The organism is Microbacterium sp. NPDC055910 (assembly GCF_042271185.1).
Lineage (GTDB): Bacteria > Actinomycetota > Actinomycetes > Actinomycetales > Microbacteriaceae > Microbacterium.
This window is the reverse complement of the sequence record NZ_JBHJZS010000021.1, coordinates 27,162-45,132: the sequence shown is the minus strand read 5'-3', so window position 1 is coordinate 45,132 and position 17,971 is coordinate 27,162. Positions and strand designations below refer to the sequence as shown.

The window sequence follows — 17,971 nt, the reverse complement described above, 5'->3', positions numbered from 1 at the left end:
CTCGGCGCGCTGGGGGACCCTGCCTGGGCGGTTCAGCAGGGTGGGCCGTGGCAGACAGTCCAATAGGCTTCGAGCATGAACCTCCGCCTTGCCTCAGCAGGGGCCGCACTGGCCGCGCTTCTGCTCCTCGCCGGATGCTCCTCAAGCGCCGGCACCACGACCTCGACCGAGCGGGAAGCGCCGCAGTCGGCCGTCGAAGAGCCCGCGCAGCCGTTGGATCTCACCGGCGAATGGACGCAGACGAACTCAAGCTCGGAGGACTCGTACCAGGAAGCCACCATCTCTGGCGACGAGATCGTCATCAATTGGGTCAACGAAGCCGAGTCGACCACCGCCCTGTACTGGGCGGGAACGTACAACGCGCCGATGGAGGCCACCGACATGTACACGTGGGACTCGGTGAACGACACCAGCCAGACCGACACGGCAATTCTCGCCTCCGGTGACTCGACGAAGACGTTCACGTACGAGGGTGGGAAGCTCAAGTACGAACTAGCCGCGATGGGTGTGACGATGACTGTGGAGATGGAACAGCAGTAGTTGTCCGTTGTGAGGGCGCCGCGCCGCGTCCAGCGTCGTCTGAGCGGTGCGCTCTCGCGTTCGTGCGGGGACCGGCGCGCGTGCAGCGGTGGACGCGATCGTAATTTCGTAATACGATTCCGCTATGGGTGGCGAAGAGACGATCAACGGGGCTCCAGTGACGGAGGAGCAGATCGCGGCGTGGGCGGCCGAGGCTGAGGCCGGCTACGACGTCGAGGTTCTCAAACGGCGAGGACGCGGACGACCCGGCCGAGGAGCGGCGCCCGCCCAGGTCGTCGCGCTCCGACTCACCGCCGACGAGCTCGCCGCTCTTGATGCCCGCGCTGAACGCGAGCACAAGTCCCGCTCGGAGCTCATCCGCGAAGCAATCGCCGCGTACGCCGCGTGAAGGTCCACGACTCCGCTCTCAAGCACGGCATCGCAACGGAGGACATCATCCAGGCGGCGTCGTGGCCGCTGTGGATCGACGATCTCGACGAAGGCTCACCTGTCCGTCAACTACGGCTCGGCTTCGACGCGCAAGGACGGTTTCTTGAGCTCGTCGTGCTCGTCTTCGACAGCGGCAACGAACTCGTGATCCACGCGATGAAGGCCCGACCCCAGATGCTGGATCTGCTCCCGTAGAGACGATCGTCATTAGCCCGGTCCGTGTGCGGTGAGGGACCGTTCTCCGGGCGCCGGCAGACCGACTTGCGCCCGGATCTAGCGAACGTAGTTGACGTAGAACGAGCCGGGTGCGCACGAGTATGTGGCGCTACCGATCATGTGAATTCCGTCGCCGAGACGGGCGCATGATAAGTCCCCCAAGTAGTAGTCCCACGGCGAATCGCCGATCTAGACGATTGTGCCGCACACCTCCGACATCTGAGATGCGGCAGGTCGCGGGAGCTTCACTCCCGCGTACGTCGCGTTATGTTGAGCAGCATCGGGTCTGTTCTGGGGAGGAACTGGATGTCCAACGACGCTCCGGCGGCAACGCCAGGCTGGTACTCCGTGGCCAGCGGCGGGAAACGTTACTGGAACGGATACGAGTGGACGACCGATGTCATCGGCGCCCCGACCCCGGAGGCGGAGTGGGCGGCTCTGTCTCCCACGCTTCCTGCACCTACAGTCGTGATCCCTCCACAACAACTGCCTCCCGCCTATGTACAACCGCAGGCCGGTTCGTTTGCTCAGCCCGCAGGCTGGTATCCGGGTCCGACAGGTCTCCTCCAATGGTGGGACGGCAGGTCGTGGGGTCCCTTTGCGCCGCAAACAGCCCAGCCGCAGAAGGAAGTGGGTATCGCGTACCTCTTCTTCTTTCTGCTCGGTGGGTTCGCCGCGCATCGGTTCTACCTCGGTCGAATCGGTTCCGCGATCGCGCTGCTATGCATCTGGTGGGCAGGATGGTTCCTGGTCGGCGTCGCTGTCGGTGTCCCGCTTCTCATCGCAGGCGGAATCTGGCTACTCGTCGATCTCTTTGTGCTGCCATCCATGGTGCGCGATGAGAACGCACGACGCCTCGAGCCGCGCTAGCCCTCCAGCTGCATCCGGCATCCGGCATTCGCGCGATATCAGCTATCCGAATCAAGTGAATCGGCGGCGCCCTCTGCGTGCACCGTCCGTACGGGGATCGCGAGCGGCACGCTCGTTGACCCAACTGGATACGGTGGTCTTGTGGCGCTTGACATCTCGTTCCTCACCGTTCCTTTGGGGGTAACGACGCCGCCAGCCCGACCTGTGAATGTCTACGACATCCTTCGGGAGGGCTGGCGAGAGACGCGGGTAGACATGACCCTGCTCTTCTTCCTTGACCCGAACGAGCGGCACGGCCTCGGGTCGCTGGTCATCGACGCGCTGCTTGCTCTTTTGGATGGTGCCGATCTCGTCGGCGCCCGCGGCAGAACCGGAGTCCCATTCGACGCCGGAAGCCACCTTGGATCCGACGAGTGGGAGCTGGGCAGCCAGGTCGACTACATCGACGTCCTCGCCGTAAACCGGACGAGCGGCTTGGCAGTCGTTGTCGAGAACAAGATCGGTCACAAACTCAATAATCCCCTCGATGCCTACGCCCGGCGCGCCCTCTCCGAGGAGGGCGTCGACGCAGCGCTGGTGGCGACGCTCGCGCCTGAACACCGCGTTGCTCCGGAGTCGCAAGCTTCCTGGCACTCTCGCTCAATCACCTACGCGGAACTACGCGCCCAGATCCGCTCCTCAACGGACCTCGTCGATCACCTGCTCAGCCCTGTCGACACCGATCAACGGCGGAGCCTCGATCTGTTGCAGCAATTCATGGAAGCTCGAACTGAAGGGTGGAGCATGACGGACAACACAGTCGAGGCAGCACGCATCGATGAATGGCGAGCGCTGCTTGAGGAACACGGGGAGGCTGTCAGTCAGTTCCTGACGGCACGGAGCAACGTCGAGCGAACGCTTCGCGCTCGCATCAGAAGGCTAGAGCCGCTGATCGATACACAACTCAAGAACGCTGGGCTCGTCGTCGGTTGGGAGTCGCACAGCGGATCAAAGGGCGTCGCCTGGAACGCCTACCACCTCCCAGACGTCGACTGGAGCTATGAGCTCAAGTTGTCCGTGAAACCCGAGTACCCGAGCATCTTCATCTATGAGTACCGCGGGCGAACCTATCAAGACGAGACCGTCCACCCGTTTTCCCTGGGATGGTCGGCCAGCGACGCCGAGATCGCCGCAGAGTTCGTGACGCAGGTCACTCACCTGGTCTCCGAACGTCGAGCGGCCACGGCCTCTGAGTATTAGCGCGACGATCGGCTCGGTGCACGCAAACGCCCCTCAGTGGGCACTGCCCGTATATGGATCCAACCCGGGTGCGCCTCTGCCGTGACGGTGGCACCGTCGGCGGCATGAACCGAATACAGATTGGCTATGCCAGGGTCTCCACCGATCAGGACTCACCTCGCAGCGCGACGCGCTGCTACGGCTGGGAGTCCCCGATTCGAACATCTACCCGATCACGGACTGACAGGCACCAACCGGCCAGGCCCGGACTGCGCGAAGCGCCCGCCGCCGTCCGGACAGGTGACACGCTCGTCGTCACCAAGCTCGACCGGCTCGCCCGTTCTGTGAAGGACGCACGCGACATCGCCGACGAGTTGACGACGAAAGGCGTCGCGCTCAACCTCGGCGGCAGCAGGTACGACCCCACAGACCCAGTGGGTCGGCTGCTGTTCAACGTACTCGCCATGGTCGCCGAGTTCGAACGCGACCTGATCAGCATGCGCACCAAGGAAGGAATGGCAGTCGCCCGAGCGAAAGGTCACCTCAAAGGCCGCTACTCGCGGCCTCGACCAGACGCGACCCCGCATCACGCGTTGTCGGCTCAGGGATGGACGCGGGCGGCGCCTGAACGTACAAGACCGTCATCGGCATGGGCGGTGATCGAGTGCCCGGAATTGCATGCGAAGGAATACAAATCGATTCGCTGTGTTGAAGTAAGAGGCGGGCAGCCACTTCTGCTGGCCCTGCACTGTACGACGCGCCAGGCCCGCGAACATCCAATCTGCTGGGCGTCCGTTCGCATCTGAAAAGGAGTACGAGAATGGCTATTCAGGACAAGGTTGCACTGGTCACCGGAGCCGGACAGGGGATCGGGCGCGGCATCGCGCTTCGTCTCGCCGCCGACGGCTTCGACATCGCCGTCGCCGACATCGAGCCGCAGCGCGAGAAGGGTGATTCGGTCGTCGCCGAAATCGAGCAGCTGGGCCGAAAGGCGATCTTCGTCGCTGCAGACGTGTCGAAGCGCGACCAGGTCTTTGCCGCTGTCGACGCCGCCGCCGACCAGCTCGGCGGGTTCGATGTGATCGTCAACAACGCCGGCATCGCTCAGATCAAGCCCCTCCTCGAGATCACCGCCGAAGAGCTCGATCAGATCTTCCGGATCAACGTCGACAGTGTGGTCTGGGGCATCCAGGCAGCCGCAGCGAAGTTCGAACAGCTCGGTCACGGTGGAAAGATCATCTCCGCGGCATCCATCGCGGCGATCCAGGGGTTCCCCATTCTCAGCGCGTACTCGGCCTCGAAGTTCGCCGTTCGCGGGTTCACCCAGGCGGCCGCGCAGGAGCTCGCTCCGAAGGGCATCACGGTGAACGCCTACGCGCCCGGCATCGTCGGCACCGGCATGTGGGAGCTCATCGACGCCGAGCTCAGCAAGATCAACGGCAAGCCGCTCGGCCAGAACCTCAAGGAGAACGTGGAGGGCATCGCGCTCGGCCGCATCGAGACCCCCGAGGACGTCGCGAAGGTCGTGTCGTTCTTCGCCGGCCCCGACTCGGACTACGTCACCGGTCAGGTGCTTCTCGTCGACGGCGGAATGCTCTACAACTGAGCGGCTCGCGGTCCTAGCCGAGGTCGAGGCTGCGCGCGGTTCGCGAGCAGGCCAGTTGGGCGACGGGGCAGCACGATGATCGCCGACGCTTCGGCGTCATCGTGCTGTCGCCGACCCTGGGTCACGGGGCGCAGCGGCGGACGCTTCGCGAGGATGCCGGACACGCCGCTCGCCTGCCGCGGCGCGGGTAGGGGTGGCTGCGGCGCTATCGTGCGGAGCACCCCCGAGCTCGAGAGGACGAGTGCCATGAGACGTCGCTCCACCCGCCGGCGCGCCGATCGTACCCGCGTGATTCCGCGGCGATGAGCAGTTCCTCCCCGCGCGCCGGTGCCATCCTCGTCGTCAACAAAGACGACGAGACCCTGGGGTTCGTCGACCTGTCCTCGGAGCGGATGGTCGCCGCTGTTCCACTCAGCGGGACGACGGGGCACGAAGTCGCCGTCGCTCCCGACGGCCGCCGGGCGGTGGTCCCGATCTACGGCAACGCGGGTGTCGGCGTAGCGGGCACCGATGGTCGAACCGTCGACGTCATCGACCTCGCCGCGCGCACGCGCGTGGCCGCGGTCGACCTCGGTGCGCCCGTGCGCCCGCACTGTCCGCAGTTCGCCGGCTCGACACTGTACGTCACGGCCGAGACCGGCAACGAGGTGCTCGCCCTCGACGCAGACACCCTCGCGGTCAGGGACCGCATCCCGACGGGCGCACCGCAAGCTCACATGCTCGCGCTCTCGGCCGATTCCACGATCGGGTGCACGGCCAACGTCGAACCCGGAAGCATCAGCATCCTCGATCTCGAGAATCGCAGGCTGCGCGCCGTCGTTCCGGTCGCCGAACGCATCAACCGCATCGTGCTCTCGCCCGACGGGTGCACCGCATACAGTGCCGACCAGCACCGTCCGCGTCTCGCGGTCGTCGACACCGCGTCGGCCGAAGTGCGCGACTGGATCGACCTGCCGGGAATCGGGTTCGGCGCCGCGATGACGAAGAGCGGAGCGATCGTCATCGCGCTGCGGCGGGACAACGCGATCGCGGTGCTCGACCCCGTCTCCGGCCAGATCGAGCGCGTTGTCGCCGTGCCGCGAGGTCCCCAGATGGTCGTGCTCGACCCGCACACTCGCCGTGCCTACTCGGCCTGTCAGCACGACGACGTCGTCGTCGAAGTCGACCTGGACCGGGGTGAGGTGACGCGCGAGATCGCCGTCGGTCGCAACCCTGACGGAATCTGCTGGATAGAGGAGCTGCCATGAGCACAACGACCCCACCATCTCCCCTGCGCATCGGCATTGCGGGGGTCGGATTCATGGGCCGCCAGCACATCGACTTCGTGCGCCGCTCGCAGCGGGCAGAGCTCGTCGCGGTCGCCGATCCGGTCGCCGACCTCGATGACGTCGGATGCGCGGCCTACCGCGATCTCGAGGGACTGCTCGGCAACGCCGATGTCGAGGCCGTCATCCTCGTCACTCCGAACCGGTTCCACGTCGACTCCGCCATCGCGTGCATCGAGCGGGGAGCGGCCGTTCTGCTCGAGAAGCCTGTCGCGACGAGCTATGTCGAGTCGCTCCGCCTGATCGAGGCGGTCGAACGTACCCAGGCACGGCTCCTCGTCGGCCACCACCGTCGGCATCATCCGGCCATCACCCGTGCCCGCGATGCTCTGAGGGGCGGGGCCGTCGGCGACCTCGTCGGGGTGAGCGGGATGTGGGCGGCCCGGAAGGAAGACGAGTACTTCACCGACATCGAATGGCACCGCCGCCCCGGCGCGGGCGTCACGTTCATCAACCTCGTGCATGATCTCGACCTGCTGCGTCACGTGTGCGGCGAGATCGTCGAGGTGCACGCGATGCTGAGCTCGGCGACACGCGGACTCGACGTGGAGGACTCCGCCTCGGTGACCGTGCGATTCGAGAACGGCGCGCTCGGCAGTTTCCTCGCGACGGATGCCGGCGTCTCTCCGTGGGGTTGGGATCAGTCCACCGAGGAGTCGAAGCAGTTCCCCTTCCTGCCCGGCGGTGTGGCATATCGCGTCACAGGAACGACCGGAGCCTTGTCGGTGCCCGATCTCGCGCAGTACTCGTACGGAGCGGACGTCTCACCGAACTGGCACTCTCCGCTGTCGCGCACGTTCCTCCCCGTCGAGCCGAAGAACACCTTCGACGCGCAGCTCGACCACTTCATCGACGTCGCGCACGGAGTCGCGGAGCCCCTCGTCTCGGCCAAGGATGCCGCGCGCACCCTCGCGCTGATCGAAGCCGTGCACCATTCGGCCACGACGCGCCAAGTCGTCGATCTCGAGCGATTCCGTGCGGATCGCCGGCGGGCACACGCGGGAGCCTGAACGCCGGGGACGACGCATCCCGTCGGCTTACTGGGTGGAACGACCTTTGCCAGCCTCGCGCGGCGCGTCATACTCTCGCGTCGAGCCTGGGCCCAGCGCAGGACGCGCCCGAGGCGTCAGCCCGATCGATCAAAGGAGATCACATGAAATCCCTCAAACTCTCGGGGGTCGCGCTTCTCGCTGCGGCGACCCTCGGGGCCGGTCTATTGACCGGCGGAGCGGCGGCGGCGAGCGGTCCCTCGTCTGAGCCTGCCGTCGACCCCTATTACGGGGTGTGTCGTGGCATCGATCCCGAGTGCTTCAACACCGACGGCGGCAATGGGTGGGTCGAGGGTGAGCAGAAGCGGGTCCTGATCTGGAGCCGCACTGCCGGTCCCCGTCACGCACACCTGGGTACGGCGCTGCCCCCGGGGCTGAACCCGCCGCTGGGCGCGAACAACGTCGCGCAGGCTGCCCTGAAGTCATGGGTCGAGGAGCGTGGGATCGCGGTGGACTACACCGAGGATCTGGCGGAGTTCAAGGACCTCGAGCGGTACCACACGGTCATCAACCTCAGCGGCAACCGCGACACGTTCAACCCCGCCGCTCAGGACGAACTGACCGCGTACCTCAACGGGGGCGGCGGCTTCGTCGGCATCCACAACGCCTTCGGCGCGGAGTACGACTGGCCCTACTACGAGGGACTCCTCGGCAACGCGAACTTCTCCAACCACGGTCCGAACCGCAACGGCACGGTCGAGGTCGTCAACGACAAGGACGTGTCGACCTCGTTCATGCCGGAGACCTGGGAGTTCAAAGACGAGTGGTATAACCTCACTCCGTTCCCGACGAACGTGAACTTCCTGCTCAAGGTCGACAAGGCCACGAGCCAGGTGCGCGACGCCGGTCACAGTGACTTCCACCCCGTCAGCTGGTGCCAGTACTACGACGGGTCGAAGTCGTGGCTCACGACGCTGGGTCACGATGTCGCCGCCTGGACGGATGCGGAACTCGTCGGTGACGAGTTCTTCAAGCAGCACGTCGTCGCGGGCATCGAGAGCACGATGGGCGTGTCGGACTTCTGCGCCCCGGCCTCGGACGAGCCCGAAGTGACGACGACCGAACGCGTGCTCGGCAAGAACGTGTACGTGTCGGCGTCGGTTCGCAACCCCTCCGACGTTCCCGTGACGATCAACCTCTCCGCCGCGAACTCCACCAACACCTCGACGAACGAGTTCGGCAAGAAGACGTTCACGAACGTCAAGCCCGGCCAGACGGTGTCGGTGTCGTTCAACTCGCGGTCGCTGCCGCTGCTCGCGGGCACGGTGACGGCCACCTCGACGGGGGAGCGCGACGGTGAAGCGTTCACCGCGACGACGACGACGCCCTACGAGGGTTACTACGGCGTGTGCCGCGGCACCGATGTCGAGTGCTTCAACAGTGAGGGCGGAAATGGCTGGACCGAGGGCGAGCAGAAGCGCGTCCTGATCTGGAGCCGCACCGCCGGTCCCCGTCACGCGCACCTCGGCACGGCACTGCCGGCAGGCCTGAACCCGCCGCTGGCTGCCAACAACGTGGCGCAGGCCGCGTTGAAGTCGTGGGTCGAAGAGCGGGGGATCGCGGTGGACTACACCGAGGATCTGGCGGAGTTCAAGGACCTCGAGCGGTATCACACGGTGATCAACCTCAGCGGAAACCGCGACACGTTCAACGACGCCGCTCAGGCCCAGCTCACGGCCTACCTCAACGGCGGCGGCGGCTTCGTCGGCATCCACAACGCCTTCGGTGCGGAGTACGACTGGCCCTACTACGAGGGACTCCTCGGCAACGCGAACTTCCGCAACCACGGGCCGAACCGTGACGGAACGGTCGAGGTGCTCAACAACCGCGACGTGTCGACGTCGTTCATGCCGGCCACCTGGGCGTTCAAGGACGAGTGGTACAACCTCGACCCGTTCCCGACGAACGTGAACTTCCTCCTGAAGGTCGACCGGGACACCAGTGAGGTGCGGGGCAACGGTCACGGCGACTTCCACCCCGTCAGCTGGTGCCAGTACTACGACGGTGCGAAGTCGTGGCTGACGACGCTGGGACACGATGTCGCCGCGTGGACGGATGCGGAACTGGCCGGTGACGAGTTCTTCAAGCAGCACGTCGTCGCGGGCATCGAAAGCACGATGGGCGTCAAGCCCTTCTGCACCGCGTGACGGTGATGCGGCTCGTCCGCTGACGCACACGGAGGTCCGGGCAGGTCTGGTGACTGCCCGGACCTTCGTGCGTCCCACTCAGCGGGAACATTCCGATGCTCGAGCGGACGCGCCTTGCCTGGTCTCCAGCCCCGGCGGATACTTCAGACATGCGTTCCGCTCCCGGAGGCGAGCGCGTGTCGGTGCTTGATCGCATCCTCGCAATTCTCAACGCCGTGCGCGAGGCAGAGGGCTCCAGCACCATCACCCGGCTCGCAATGACGACAGGCATCCCGAAATCGACGGTGTCGCGTCTCGTCGGTGATCTCGTGCGCCAGCGGTACCTCACTCGCGATGGCGGGAAGGTCGAGATCGGCCTGCGGCTGTTCGAGCTCGGCGCCCAGGCGCTCACACCGCGTCGACTCAGCAGGGCGGCGATGCCGGTTCTGGCCGAGCTCTACAACGCGACGGGCGAGCACCTGAATGTCGCCGTGCACGAGGGCTGCGACATGCTCTCGGTGATCTCGGTGAGGGGACGCCTCGTTCCGGCACCGTCCCGGGCGGGCGTGCGCGTGCCTTCGGCGACGACGGCGCTCGGAAAGGCCGTGCTGGCGTTCTCTGAAGATGACCTGTCCCTGACCCAGGTCATGGTCGATCTGGACGTGCGACGACGCCACAGTCTCGAGCGGGAGTTTCCGAGCATCCGATCCGATGCGATCGCCGTCGACCACTGCGAAACGTTCCCCGGCGTCGTCGGGATCGCCAGCCCCGTCCTCTCACCCGACCGTCTGCCCGTCGCGGCCATTTCGGCGGCCGGACCCGTGAACGACATGAACCTCGAGCGCATCGCCCCCCTCGTGCGGCACGCAGCGCTCGTGCTCACCCGCCGGCTGGCATCGCTGGCGGGAGGATGACGGGCCCATCCGCCGACGACACCGTGAGTGTCCTCGATCGGATGACCCAGATCCTGCAGGCGTTCGACCATGATGACCGTGGCATCGCGCTGTCCGACCTCGCCCGCCGGTCAGGACTCCCGAAATCGACCGTGTCACGCCTCGTCGCGACGCTCGTGCAGCAGCGCTACCTCGAACGTGATGGGCGGCGCATTCATCTGGGTCTGCGCGTGTTCGAGCTGGGACAGCTCGCCCGCGAACCGCGGGAACTGCGAATGGTCGCGTTGCCGATCCTGGTGCAGCTGCGCGACAAGACGCGCGAGAACGTCCACCTCGCGATTCCCGACGGACGGGAACTCGTGTGCGTCGCAGCGGTGCGCGGACGCACCGACGCACTCTCGCGCGTCGGAATGGGAGTGCGACTGCCCCTGCATGCCACGGCCCTCGGCAAGGCCGTTCTGGCGTATGCGCCCCCGCAGGTCGTCGAGGATGCGTTCGCCGCCGGGCTGGCGTCACTGACGCCGTACACGATCACCGACGACGCGAGGCTGCGTCGGCAGCTGACCGACATTCGCGCCGGTGCGCTCGCGATCGAGCAGCGCGAGTTCGCTTCGGATGCCGCCGGCATCGCGGTTCCCGTGTTCACTGCTCCGGGGAGGCTTGCGGCGGCGCTTTCGGTGTCGGGACTCGCCGACGAGTTCGACATCGAGGGCATCGCACCTGTCCTGAGAGGGGCGGCAGCGGCCCTCTGCCGCCGCCTCTCAGCGCCGCCGCGCTGATCGCGCGAGCGTCAGGGCATCTCGCGGCGTGATGTCATGGTTGCGACGATCATGTCGCCGATGAGGCGTCGATGCGACTCCTGCAGTGCGGGATCCAGCATGTCGCGCTGGAAGACGGCGTTGAACGTGTGCCGGTTGGCGACGTGGAAGCACGCGTAGGCGCTGATCATCATGTGCACGTCGATCGCATCGACATCGTCGCGGAAGATCCCCTCGCGCACCCCGCGACCGATCACCTGCTCGAGCAGGGTGATCGCCGTCTTGTTCTCGCGCAGGATCGTGCTCGACCGGGCGAGGTGCTCTGCGCGGTGGATGTTCTCGATGCTCACGAGCTGGATGAACTCGCGATGCGTCGTGTGGTGGTCGTAGGTGACCTCTGCGATGGCGCGCAGAGCCTCGTCGGGAGCGAGGCGGTCGATGTCGACACCCTTCTCGACGCGGCGGATCTGCGCGTAGACCTGCTCGAGCACCTCGACATACAGGCCCTCCTTCGACCCGAAGTAGTAGTAGATCATCCGCTTCGTCGTGCGCGTGCGCTCCGCGATCTCGTCGACACGTGCGCCGGTGTACCCCTTGGAGGCGAATTCCGACGTCGCGGCCCGCAGGATGTCTGCGCGCGCACGCACGGCCCGAGTCGTTGTGACCGCAGACTTCGCCTCACCTGTCTGATCGATCATCGAAGCCGGCTCCTCCTGACTGTTCTTCGGCCCTCACGAGGGCGCGGAAGTGGCGTTGCATCCGGTCGATGTCAGGCTCGGCGCCGGTGATGATCTGAAGGCTGACGTATGCCTGCCCGACGGCCATTCGACCGCCATCGATCGTCGGGTGACCCCGACGCCGCGCCTGTCGAAGCAATTCAGTCTCCAAGGGACGATAGACGATGTCGGATACCCACGCGCCTGACCCGAGCGCGTCGAGATCGACGGCTACACCGGGATGATGCACCATGCCCATGGGAGTCGCATGCACGACGCCGCTGGCGGAGGAGAGCGCCGCCGCCAGGTCGTCCGAGGCAAGAGCGGAGACCTGCTGCTCGCTGTAATGCGCACCCAGACGTCGGGCGAGATCCTCGGCCCGTCGAGGGTCGGCGTCGTGCAGGTCCACTCGCGCGGCGCCGCGGGCGAGCAGGGAGTATGCGGTTGCGGCCCCCGCGCCGCCGCAGCCGACCTGTACGACACGGTTCAGAGATGCGCCGGGAAGCCCGGTCTCGAGACCGAAGCCGAAGCCTCTCCAGTCGGTGTTGTAACCCACGAGGCGGCCCTCATCGAAGACGACGAGATTGACGGCCTGGAGCGCCGCCGCATGCTCGTCGAGGTGATCGACCAGGGCGAGCACCCGCTGCTTGAACGGGTGCGTGATGTTGACGGCCGAGAATCCCTGGGCGCGCGCGGCGGAGAGCAGTCCGCCGAGGTTCTCATCGATGTACGCAGGGTTCAGCACATCGAAGACGCGATATTCGTAGTCGAAGCCGAGAAGGCTGCCCTCGGCTTCGTGCATTCTCGGGGTCAGGGAGGCCGAGATGCCCTCGCCGATGAGGCCGATCAGGTAACGCATTCCGCGCCTCCGTTGTGTGTACCGGGACGAGCCCTTGTGCCCAAACGTACTGATTAGTACATTCGAGAGGCGAGGAGAATCACCGATGATTCAACTGCGTAGAAGGGGACGCTCGATGTCGAGTCTCGCCGAATGGAACACCACTCCCAGCGCCGTCACGGCGCCCGTCGCCGTGCTCGACCGGATCTTCGCGATCCTCGACGCCGTCAAAGACGGCGATGGCTCGATCTCGATCACCGATATCGCGGGTCGCACGGGACTTCCGAAATCGACGGTGTCGCGACTGGTCGCCGATCTCGCCGATCACAGATATCTCGAGCGCACCGATGCCGGCGTCACACTGGGACTGCGCCTGTTCGAGCTGGGATCGCGAGCGAACCTGCCGCGGCGACTGATCAACGCCGCCGCGCCCGTTCTGCGCCGTTTGAGCACCACGACCGGTGAACGTGTCGGGTTGTGGGTTCAGCAGGGCACCGACATGGTGTCGATCGCGGTGGCGGGACAGCTGTCCATGCTCCCCACACGCGCCGGAATGCGCTCGCCCGCTCTCACGACCGCCAGTGGAAAGGCGTATCTCGCCTTCTGCGGAGACGTCGCGGTCCTCGACCGGATCAGCGCGACGCTGGGCGACGTCGACGCCGAGGTCTTCCGCGATGAGCTCGCGCACGTGCGCACCGCGGTGGTGGCGGTGGACGCTCAGATGTCCTACCCCGGAATCACGGCCGTCGCCAGTCCGGTGCTGTCGACAGGCCACGCGGTCATCGGCGCCGTGTCGATCGCCGGTCCGAGTGGATCGATGGACCCGGAACAGGCGGCGCCGCTCATCCGCGCCGCCGGCACCTCCATCGCCCGGCGTCTGGCGGCGGCGTAGACCGTGCGCACAGCCGACTGGACCGCCTCTGTCAGCGTGCTCGACCGGCTGTCGGCGGTGCTCGACGCGTTCGGCGAGCACGATGAGGGATTGGGAGTCTCAGAGCTCGCACGTCGGGCGGGGCTGCCGAAGTCCACGGTGTCGCGGATCGCCGCCGACCTCGTCGAGCAGCGGTTCTTGGACCGTGACGGCGACAAGCTCTACCTCGGGGTCCGGCTGTTCGAGCTCGGGCAGACGGTGCAGCAGCCGCGCGTGCTGCGCCGGCAGGCGCTTCCGGTCCTGCGAGAGCTGCGGGACGTCACGGGCCAGACGGTGAACCTCGGTGTCCTCGATGGCGCGGACGTCGTCGTCATCGCCGTTCTGCCGGGAGCATCGATGACGTTGCCGCCCCCGCTGCGGGTGGGCGCACGCCTTCCCGCGTACGCCACCGCGATGGGTAAAGCCGTCCTCGCCGTCTCGCGGCGAGACGTCGTCTCACGCGTCGTCGCGGCGGGGTTCGAGCCGCGGACGCCGCAGACGATCACCGACGAGCCGACGCTCCTGCGTGACTTGGCAGGTGTTCGCCACCGCGGTGCAGCGACCGATCATGAAGAGTACGTGCCCGGGGTGACCGGCACGGCCAGTCCCGTGCTCGGTGCGGCCGGGATCCCGGTGGCGGCGATCTCGGTCGCCGGCCCGACGGGCGAGTTCCTCATCGATTCGGTGGTTCCGGCCGTTCGTGCCGCGGCGCTCACGCTGAGTCGCCGACTCGCGACGGTCGCCGCGCACTGAGGACGAAAAGTGATGGGGCGGGTGCGCAATGCACCCGCCCCATCACCGTGCGATGTGTCGTGTCAGCCCGCCATGTCGCGGATGGCCTGGTAGGCGGTGAGGTTGTCGCCTTGGTAACGGTTCTCGAAGTACTCCTCGGCCTTCGTGATGAAGGCGTCGATGTCGATCTCCTCCCGCTCGATGACGGTGTAGGTGTCATCGCCGCGGTAGGTGTCGAGGATCTCTTCGGTCTCCGTCTCGACGCAGTCACGGTTCTCGGGGCGGATCTCGTGGATGGTCTGCTCGAGCAGCGCGGCCTGCTCGTCGTTCATCTTGTCGTAGGTCTTGTCGCTGACGATGAGCCAGTGGATGCCCGCGTTGTGGTCGTTCAGCACGATGGTGTCGAGGACCTCGTCGTAGCTCGACGAGTGGGTCGCGACGATCGGGTTCTCCTGTCCGACCGCGATGCCCTGCTGCAGCGCCGAGTAGACCTCTTCGACAGCGACCGAGACGGGGTTGGTGACACCCAGCGCTTCCGCGTTCGCGAGGAACTGCGGCGAGTTGGGGAAGCGGATGGGGACCCCGGCGAGGTCGTCGGGGCTGCGGACCTCGACGTCCTTCGTCGTCAGCGTGCGGTTGCCGAAGAACCAGCCGTCCACGACCCGGACGCCCGTTGCGTCGTGGAAGTTCGTGAAGAGCTCGTCGGACCCTTCGTCGATCCACTGGAAAGCGTGGTCGATGTCGTTGAACGCGTAGGCCGCGTCGATGACGCCGATCGGCTCGTACGTCGCGCTCAGGGCCGACGCACCCTGCAGATCGATGTCGATGTCGCCCGCTTGAACGAGCGGGAAGCGGTCGGCGTCGGGGCCGAGCTGGCTCGCGGGGTAGAGGTCGACGGTGAAGCCGATGTCAGCGTCCTCGAGGCGCTCCTTGAGCAGCTCGACTCCGCAGAAGTAGTTCGGCGTCTGCTCGTTCTGGCTCGTCGCGACGGTCAGCGTGACCGGGTTGTCCTGGTCTGCCGCGGGTTCGCTGGCCGAGCCGCTCGGCGTTCCGCCGCCGGAACAACCGGCGACGATCAGCGCCGTCGCTGCCAGCGCCGTCGCTGCGAACATGCTGCGACGCATTGAATGGGCTGTGCTCATGGGATTCTCCTCTGGCTTCGCACGTCGTCGTACGGGTTGTAGACACTCGTCACCGGGTCATGACAATCGGTCGACGAAAGGACTTTCGGGCACTGCTCGACTCGACCGGAATGCCAAGGTTCGGTTGGTGGCAGTGCCGACTCTGACGGACTTCACCGCGGTGACAAACATATGTCCCGGCGAGTGGAACATCGCGCGTCGTCATCGCGCCAGACCCTCGTCCGCCGACAGGCGGTGGGCGGCGCGGACCGCGAGCTCGTAGCCGTAGATGCCGGCTCCTGCGAGGACCGCGTGAGCCACCTTCGAGACCAGAGACGGCTCGTACTCCCGTGCCAGGATGTTGGTGATGTGCAGCTCCACGATCGGCGTCGAGAGCATCCGCAGCGCATCCAAGAGCGGGATCGACGTGAAGCTGAAACCGGCGGGGTTGATGACGACGACCGCGTCCTGACGAAACGCCTCGTGCACCCATTCGACGAGCTCGTGCTCGGCATTGGACTGGGCGAAGAACAGGTCGAATCCCAGCTCGTCCGTGACCCGTTCGCAGAGAGCCCGAACATCATCGAGCGTCGCCGTGCCGTACAGCTCCGGTTGACGCAGTCCCATCATGTTGAGGTTCGGGCCGTTCAGGACGAACAGCTTTCTCGCCATCGACGAGTCCTTTCCGAGGCGCGACGCGGGGTCACAGTCCCATCAGCGACGGCAGGAACGTGATGATGCCCGGGAAGAGCGTCAGAAGGAGCAGAACGGTACCCAGGGGGATGAGGAACGGCAGGACGCCGCGGAACAGCTCGCCCATCGGTCTGCGCGTGATCGACCCGACGACGAACAGCACGGCACCGACCGGTGGTGTCAGAGAGCCGATCATGAGGTTCAGGATCATGACGACGCCCAGCTGCAGGGGGTCGATGCCGAACTGGGCGACGATGGGCATCAGGATAGGCACGAGCACCAGGATGACCGGCGGGGCTTCGAGCGGGATGCCCAGCAGGATCAGCAGCACGTTGAGGATCAGCAGGAACACCAGCGGGTTGTCGGTGAAGCTGACGAGCCACTCGCCGAGGTTGCGCGACACCTGCTCGCGGGCGAGCACCTGACCCATGAGGTTCGAAGCTCCCAGGATCAGAAGGATGCCGCCGGAGATGATGATCGTCTCCTTCGACGACTTCCAGAACACCTGCCACGTGAGTGTGCGATAGATGAGACCGAGCAGCAGCATGTAGACGCACGCGATGCCTGCGCTCTCGGTCGGTGTGAACATTCCGCTGAAGATTCCGCCGAGGATGATGACCGGCAGCATCGCGGGCCCGATGACACGAACGGCCGCCTTGCCGAGCAGCTTGCCGTCGAACGTGCTCTTCACGGCGATCTTGGGGTGCAGGCGCACCCAGATGAAGATGTAGATGGCGAACCCGAGGGCCATGAGCACGGCCGGGATGATCGAGCCGGCGAACAGCGCCCCCGTCGAGATCGATGCCGTCGCGGCGAAGAGCACGGCCGGGATGCTGGGCGGCATGATCGTGCTCATGAGCGACGCCGATGCGGTCAGACCTGACGAGAACCCGTAGGGATACCCGGCCTTGAGCATCTGCGGGATCTGCACCTTACTCGTCGATGCGGCATCGGCGAGGGCCGAGCCGCTGATCCACGAGAAGCCGATCGCCGTGCCGAGGTTCACGTAGGCGAGGTTGCCGGGAAGCCGCGCCAGGAGCGCGCGCGCCAGGTCGTAGAGCCGGGTGGCGATGCCGAGATTGTTGGCGATCGACCCCACGAAGATGAACAGCGGGACCGCGAGCAGGGGGAAGCTGTTGATGCCGTTGACGGTCGACGAGAGGGCATACCCGGCGGAGAGACCGTTCGTGTAGAAGTACAGCATGCTCGACCCGATCATCGCGAACGCGACCGGGACGCGCAGCAGCAAGAGCGCGACGAAGAGCAGAATGTAGAGCCAGAGTTCCATCGATCAGCCTTCCATCTCACCGATGTCGAGCTGGCGCTCGGGGCGGTTTGCGTAACGAATCTTGTATGCGGACTGCACGGCGGCCGAGGCGAAGCCGACCAGCGCGAAGATGTAGAGGATGCCGAGGGGCAGGTTCATGGCGGCGCTGAGGCGGACCCACTCGGTTTCGAGCTTGACGTACGCCTCATAGGTCAGCGCGAGGCAGACGGCCACCATGATGACGGCCGAGATCATTCGCAACGCGGTGAAGAGCCATTTTCCCGCCAGCAACTGGTCGAAGATCTCGAGCACGATGTGTCCGTTCCGACCCACGAGGTAGCCGGCCATCGTGAAGGTGAGCGCGATCATGGACAGCAGTGCGAGTTCGCCCGAGCCGACCCAGCCGATCTGGGGGAAGTAGCGCCCGACGACCTGGTACATGGTGCCGAAGATGACGAACGCGAACAGGGTGACGCCGACGGCGATCTCGACACCGGAGAGCGCCCTGATGAACCACGGGTCGGGCGGTACGCCCTTGTTGAGGTCGGGCTCCATGAAGAACGTTCGCGTGGGCGGGAAGATCGACTCGCCGAGTTCCTCCGCGCTCGCGGCTGCGGCCGGGTCGTCGGGAGTGACCTCCTCGGGACCGTTCGTCGTCATGGCG

General features: G+C 65.9%; 20 protein-coding genes. 14 read left to right on the top strand and 6 right to left on the bottom strand.

Annotation, left to right across the window (positions count from 1 at the left end; translation table 11 throughout):
* The first annotated feature begins 75 nt into the window (after positions 1-75).
* From ACFC3F_RS10135 to ACFC3F_RS10080, 12 genes are all read left to right on the top strand, one after another.
* The gene (locus tag ACFC3F_RS10135) at positions 76-540 is read left to right on the top strand and encodes a hypothetical protein (protein ID WP_376129042.1); all 465 of its coding nucleotides are present in this window, start codon (positions 76-78) and stop codon (positions 538-540) included.
* Between the two features lie 124 nt (positions 541-664).
* On the top strand, positions 665-928 hold the full coding sequence (locus ACFC3F_RS10130) for a ribbon-helix-helix domain-containing protein (protein WP_376129041.1): 264 nt from the start codon (positions 665-667) through the stop codon (positions 926-928).
* The gene (locus ACFC3F_RS10125) at positions 925-1,164 is read left to right on the top strand and encodes a toxin (protein ID WP_376129039.1); all 240 of its coding nucleotides are present in this window, start codon (positions 925-927) and stop codon (positions 1,162-1,164) included. The genes ACFC3F_RS10130 and ACFC3F_RS10125 overlap by 4 nt, the downstream gene beginning before the upstream one ends.
* 327 nt (positions 1,165-1,491) lie before the next feature.
* Positions 1,492-2,055: a TM2 domain-containing protein gene (locus ACFC3F_RS10120; RefSeq protein ID WP_376129038.1), complete on the top strand. Its 564-nt coding sequence runs from the start codon at positions 1,492-1,494 to the stop codon at positions 2,053-2,055.
* Between the two features lie 141 nt (positions 2,056-2,196).
* The gene (locus ACFC3F_RS10115; RefSeq protein ID WP_376129036.1) at positions 2,197-3,294 is read left to right on the top strand and encodes a PD-(D/E)XK nuclease family protein; all 1,098 of its coding nucleotides are present in this window, start codon (positions 2,197-2,199) and stop codon (positions 3,292-3,294) included.
* A 104-nt stretch (positions 3,295-3,398) separates the two neighbouring features.
* On the top strand, positions 3,399-4,079 hold the full coding sequence (locus ACFC3F_RS10110; protein ID WP_376129035.1) for a recombinase family protein: 681 nt from the start codon (positions 3,399-3,401) through the stop codon (positions 4,077-4,079).
* Positions 4,080-4,093: 14 nt separating this feature from the next.
* Positions 4,094-4,879, top strand: coding sequence for an acetoin reductase (locus ACFC3F_RS10105; protein WP_376129034.1), 786 nt, complete (start codon positions 4,094-4,096; stop codon positions 4,877-4,879).
* Positions 4,880-5,181: 302 nt separating this feature from the next.
* Positions 5,182-6,126 (top strand): YncE family protein, encoded by a 945-nt coding sequence (locus tag ACFC3F_RS10100; RefSeq protein WP_376129032.1) that lies wholly within the window; start codon positions 5,182-5,184, stop codon positions 6,124-6,126.
* Positions 6,123-7,214: a Gfo/Idh/MocA family protein gene (locus ACFC3F_RS10095; RefSeq protein ID WP_376129031.1), complete on the top strand. Its 1,092-nt coding sequence runs from the start codon at positions 6,123-6,125 to the stop codon at positions 7,212-7,214. Before ACFC3F_RS10100 ends, ACFC3F_RS10095 begins: the two co-directional genes overlap by 4 nt.
* A 143-nt stretch (positions 7,215-7,357) precedes the next feature.
* Complete coding sequence (locus ACFC3F_RS10090) at positions 7,358-9,400, top strand: ThuA domain-containing protein (RefSeq protein ID WP_376129029.1); 2,043 nt, start codon at positions 7,358-7,360, stop codon at positions 9,398-9,400.
* A 149-nt stretch (positions 9,401-9,549) separates the two neighbouring features.
* Entirely contained in the window at positions 9,550-10,293 is a 744-nt protein-coding gene (locus ACFC3F_RS10085; RefSeq protein WP_376129027.1) for an IclR family transcriptional regulator, read from the top strand.
* A complete protein-coding gene (locus ACFC3F_RS10080; protein ID WP_376129025.1) occupies positions 10,290-11,051 on the top strand; it encodes an IclR family transcriptional regulator in 762 nt (253 codons plus the stop codon). The genes ACFC3F_RS10085 and ACFC3F_RS10080 overlap by 4 nt, the downstream gene beginning before the upstream one ends.
* An 11-nt stretch (positions 11,052-11,062) precedes the next feature.
* On the opposite strand, the gene ACFC3F_RS10075 is transcribed toward ACFC3F_RS10080, so the two are convergent.
* Both ACFC3F_RS10075 and ACFC3F_RS10070 read right to left on the bottom strand, forming a co-directional pair.
* Positions 11,063-11,677 (bottom strand): TetR/AcrR family transcriptional regulator, encoded by a 615-nt coding sequence (locus ACFC3F_RS10075; protein WP_376129023.1) that lies wholly within the window; start codon positions 11,675-11,677, stop codon positions 11,063-11,065.
* A 31-nt stretch (positions 11,678-11,708) separates the two neighbouring features.
* On the bottom strand, positions 11,709-12,605 hold the full coding sequence (locus ACFC3F_RS10070) for a shikimate dehydrogenase (protein WP_376129021.1): 897 nt from the start codon (positions 12,603-12,605) through the stop codon (positions 11,709-11,711).
* 115 nt (positions 12,606-12,720) lie between these two features.
* On the opposite strand from ACFC3F_RS10070, the gene ACFC3F_RS10065 reads away from it, so the two are divergent.
* Together ACFC3F_RS10065 and ACFC3F_RS10060 are read left to right on the top strand one after the other, a co-directional pair.
* Positions 12,721-13,476, top strand: a complete 756-nt coding sequence (locus ACFC3F_RS10065) for an IclR family transcriptional regulator (protein ID WP_376129020.1) — start codon at positions 12,721-12,723, stop codon at positions 13,474-13,476.
* A 3-nt stretch (positions 13,477-13,479) separates the two neighbouring features.
* Positions 13,480-14,247, top strand: a complete 768-nt coding sequence (locus ACFC3F_RS10060; protein WP_376129018.1) for an IclR family transcriptional regulator — start codon at positions 13,480-13,482, stop codon at positions 14,245-14,247.
* A 62-nt stretch (positions 14,248-14,309) separates the two neighbouring features.
* Here the strand turns inward: ACFC3F_RS10060 and dctP are convergent, their stop codons facing one another.
* The 4 genes from dctP to ACFC3F_RS10040 all read right to left on the bottom strand — a co-directional run bounded on the left by dctP (position 14,310) and on the right by ACFC3F_RS10040 (position 17,967).
* Positions 14,310-15,368, bottom strand: coding sequence for a TRAP transporter substrate-binding protein DctP (gene dctP / locus ACFC3F_RS10055; protein WP_376129016.1), 1,059 nt, complete (start codon positions 15,366-15,368; stop codon positions 14,310-14,312).
* Between the two features lie 201 nt (positions 15,369-15,569).
* On the bottom strand, positions 15,570-16,019 hold the full coding sequence (locus ACFC3F_RS10050) for a type II 3-dehydroquinate dehydratase (protein WP_376129015.1): 450 nt from the start codon (positions 16,017-16,019) through the stop codon (positions 15,570-15,572).
* 31 nt (positions 16,020-16,050) lie between these two features.
* Positions 16,051-17,328 carry a TRAP transporter large permease gene (locus ACFC3F_RS10045; protein ID WP_376129013.1) on the bottom strand — a complete coding sequence of 426 codons (1,278 nt, stop codon included), beginning with the start codon at positions 17,326-17,328 and terminating at the stop codon, positions 16,051-16,053.
* A 3-nt stretch (positions 17,329-17,331) separates the two neighbouring features.
* Positions 17,332-17,967 (bottom strand): TRAP transporter small permease, encoded by a 636-nt coding sequence (locus ACFC3F_RS10040; protein ID WP_376129011.1) that lies wholly within the window; start codon positions 17,965-17,967, stop codon positions 17,332-17,334.
* Positions 17,968-17,971: the final 4 nt, after the last annotated feature.

Bases quoted from the DNA above. Each gene is read 5' to 3' on its own strand.
- ACFC3F_RS10135 (WP_376129042.1), top strand. From the start codon at position 76: ATGAACCTCCGCCTTGCCTCAGCAGGGGCCGCACTGGCCGCGCTTCTG.
- ACFC3F_RS10130 (WP_376129041.1), top strand. From the start codon at position 665: ATGGGTGGCGAAGAGACGATCAACGGGGCTCCAGTGACGGAGGAGCAG.
- ACFC3F_RS10120 (WP_376129038.1), top strand. From the start codon at position 1,492: ATGTCCAACGACGCTCCGGCGGCAACGCCAGGCTGGTACTCCGTGGCC.
- ACFC3F_RS10110 (WP_376129035.1), top strand. From the start codon at position 3,399: ATGAACCGAATACAGATTGGCTATGCCAGGGTCTCCACCGATCAGGAC.
- ACFC3F_RS10105 (WP_376129034.1), top strand. From the start codon at position 4,094: ATGGCTATTCAGGACAAGGTTGCACTGGTCACCGGAGCCGGACAGGGG.
- ACFC3F_RS10100 (WP_376129032.1), top strand. From the start codon at position 5,182: ATGAGCAGTTCCTCCCCGCGCGCCGGTGCCATCCTCGTCGTCAACAAA.
- ACFC3F_RS10095 (WP_376129031.1), top strand. From the start codon at position 6,123: ATGAGCACAACGACCCCACCATCTCCCCTGCGCATCGGCATTGCGGGG.
- ACFC3F_RS10090 (WP_376129029.1), top strand. From the start codon at position 7,358: ATGAAATCCCTCAAACTCTCGGGGGTCGCGCTTCTCGCTGCGGCGACC.
- ACFC3F_RS10085 (WP_376129027.1), top strand. From the start codon at position 9,550: ATGCGTTCCGCTCCCGGAGGCGAGCGCGTGTCGGTGCTTGATCGCATC.
- ACFC3F_RS10080 (WP_376129025.1), top strand. From the start codon at position 10,290: ATGACGGGCCCATCCGCCGACGACACCGTGAGTGTCCTCGATCGGATG.
- ACFC3F_RS10070 (WP_376129021.1), bottom strand. From the start codon at position 12,605: ATGCGTTACCTGATCGGCCTCATCGGCGAGGGCATCTCGGCCTCCCTG.
- ACFC3F_RS10065 (WP_376129020.1), top strand. From the start codon at position 12,721: ATGTCGAGTCTCGCCGAATGGAACACCACTCCCAGCGCCGTCACGGCG.
- dctP (WP_376129016.1), bottom strand. From the start codon at position 15,368: ATGAGCACAGCCCATTCAATGCGTCGCAGCATGTTCGCAGCGACGGCG.
- ACFC3F_RS10050 (WP_376129015.1), bottom strand. From the start codon at position 16,019: ATGGCGAGAAAGCTGTTCGTCCTGAACGGCCCGAACCTCAACATGATG.
- ACFC3F_RS10045 (WP_376129013.1), bottom strand. From the start codon at position 17,328: ATGGAACTCTGGCTCTACATTCTGCTCTTCGTCGCGCTCTTGCTGCTG.
- ACFC3F_RS10040 (WP_376129011.1), bottom strand. From the start codon at position 17,967: ATGACGACGAACGGTCCCGAGGAGGTCACTCCCGACGACCCGGCCGCA.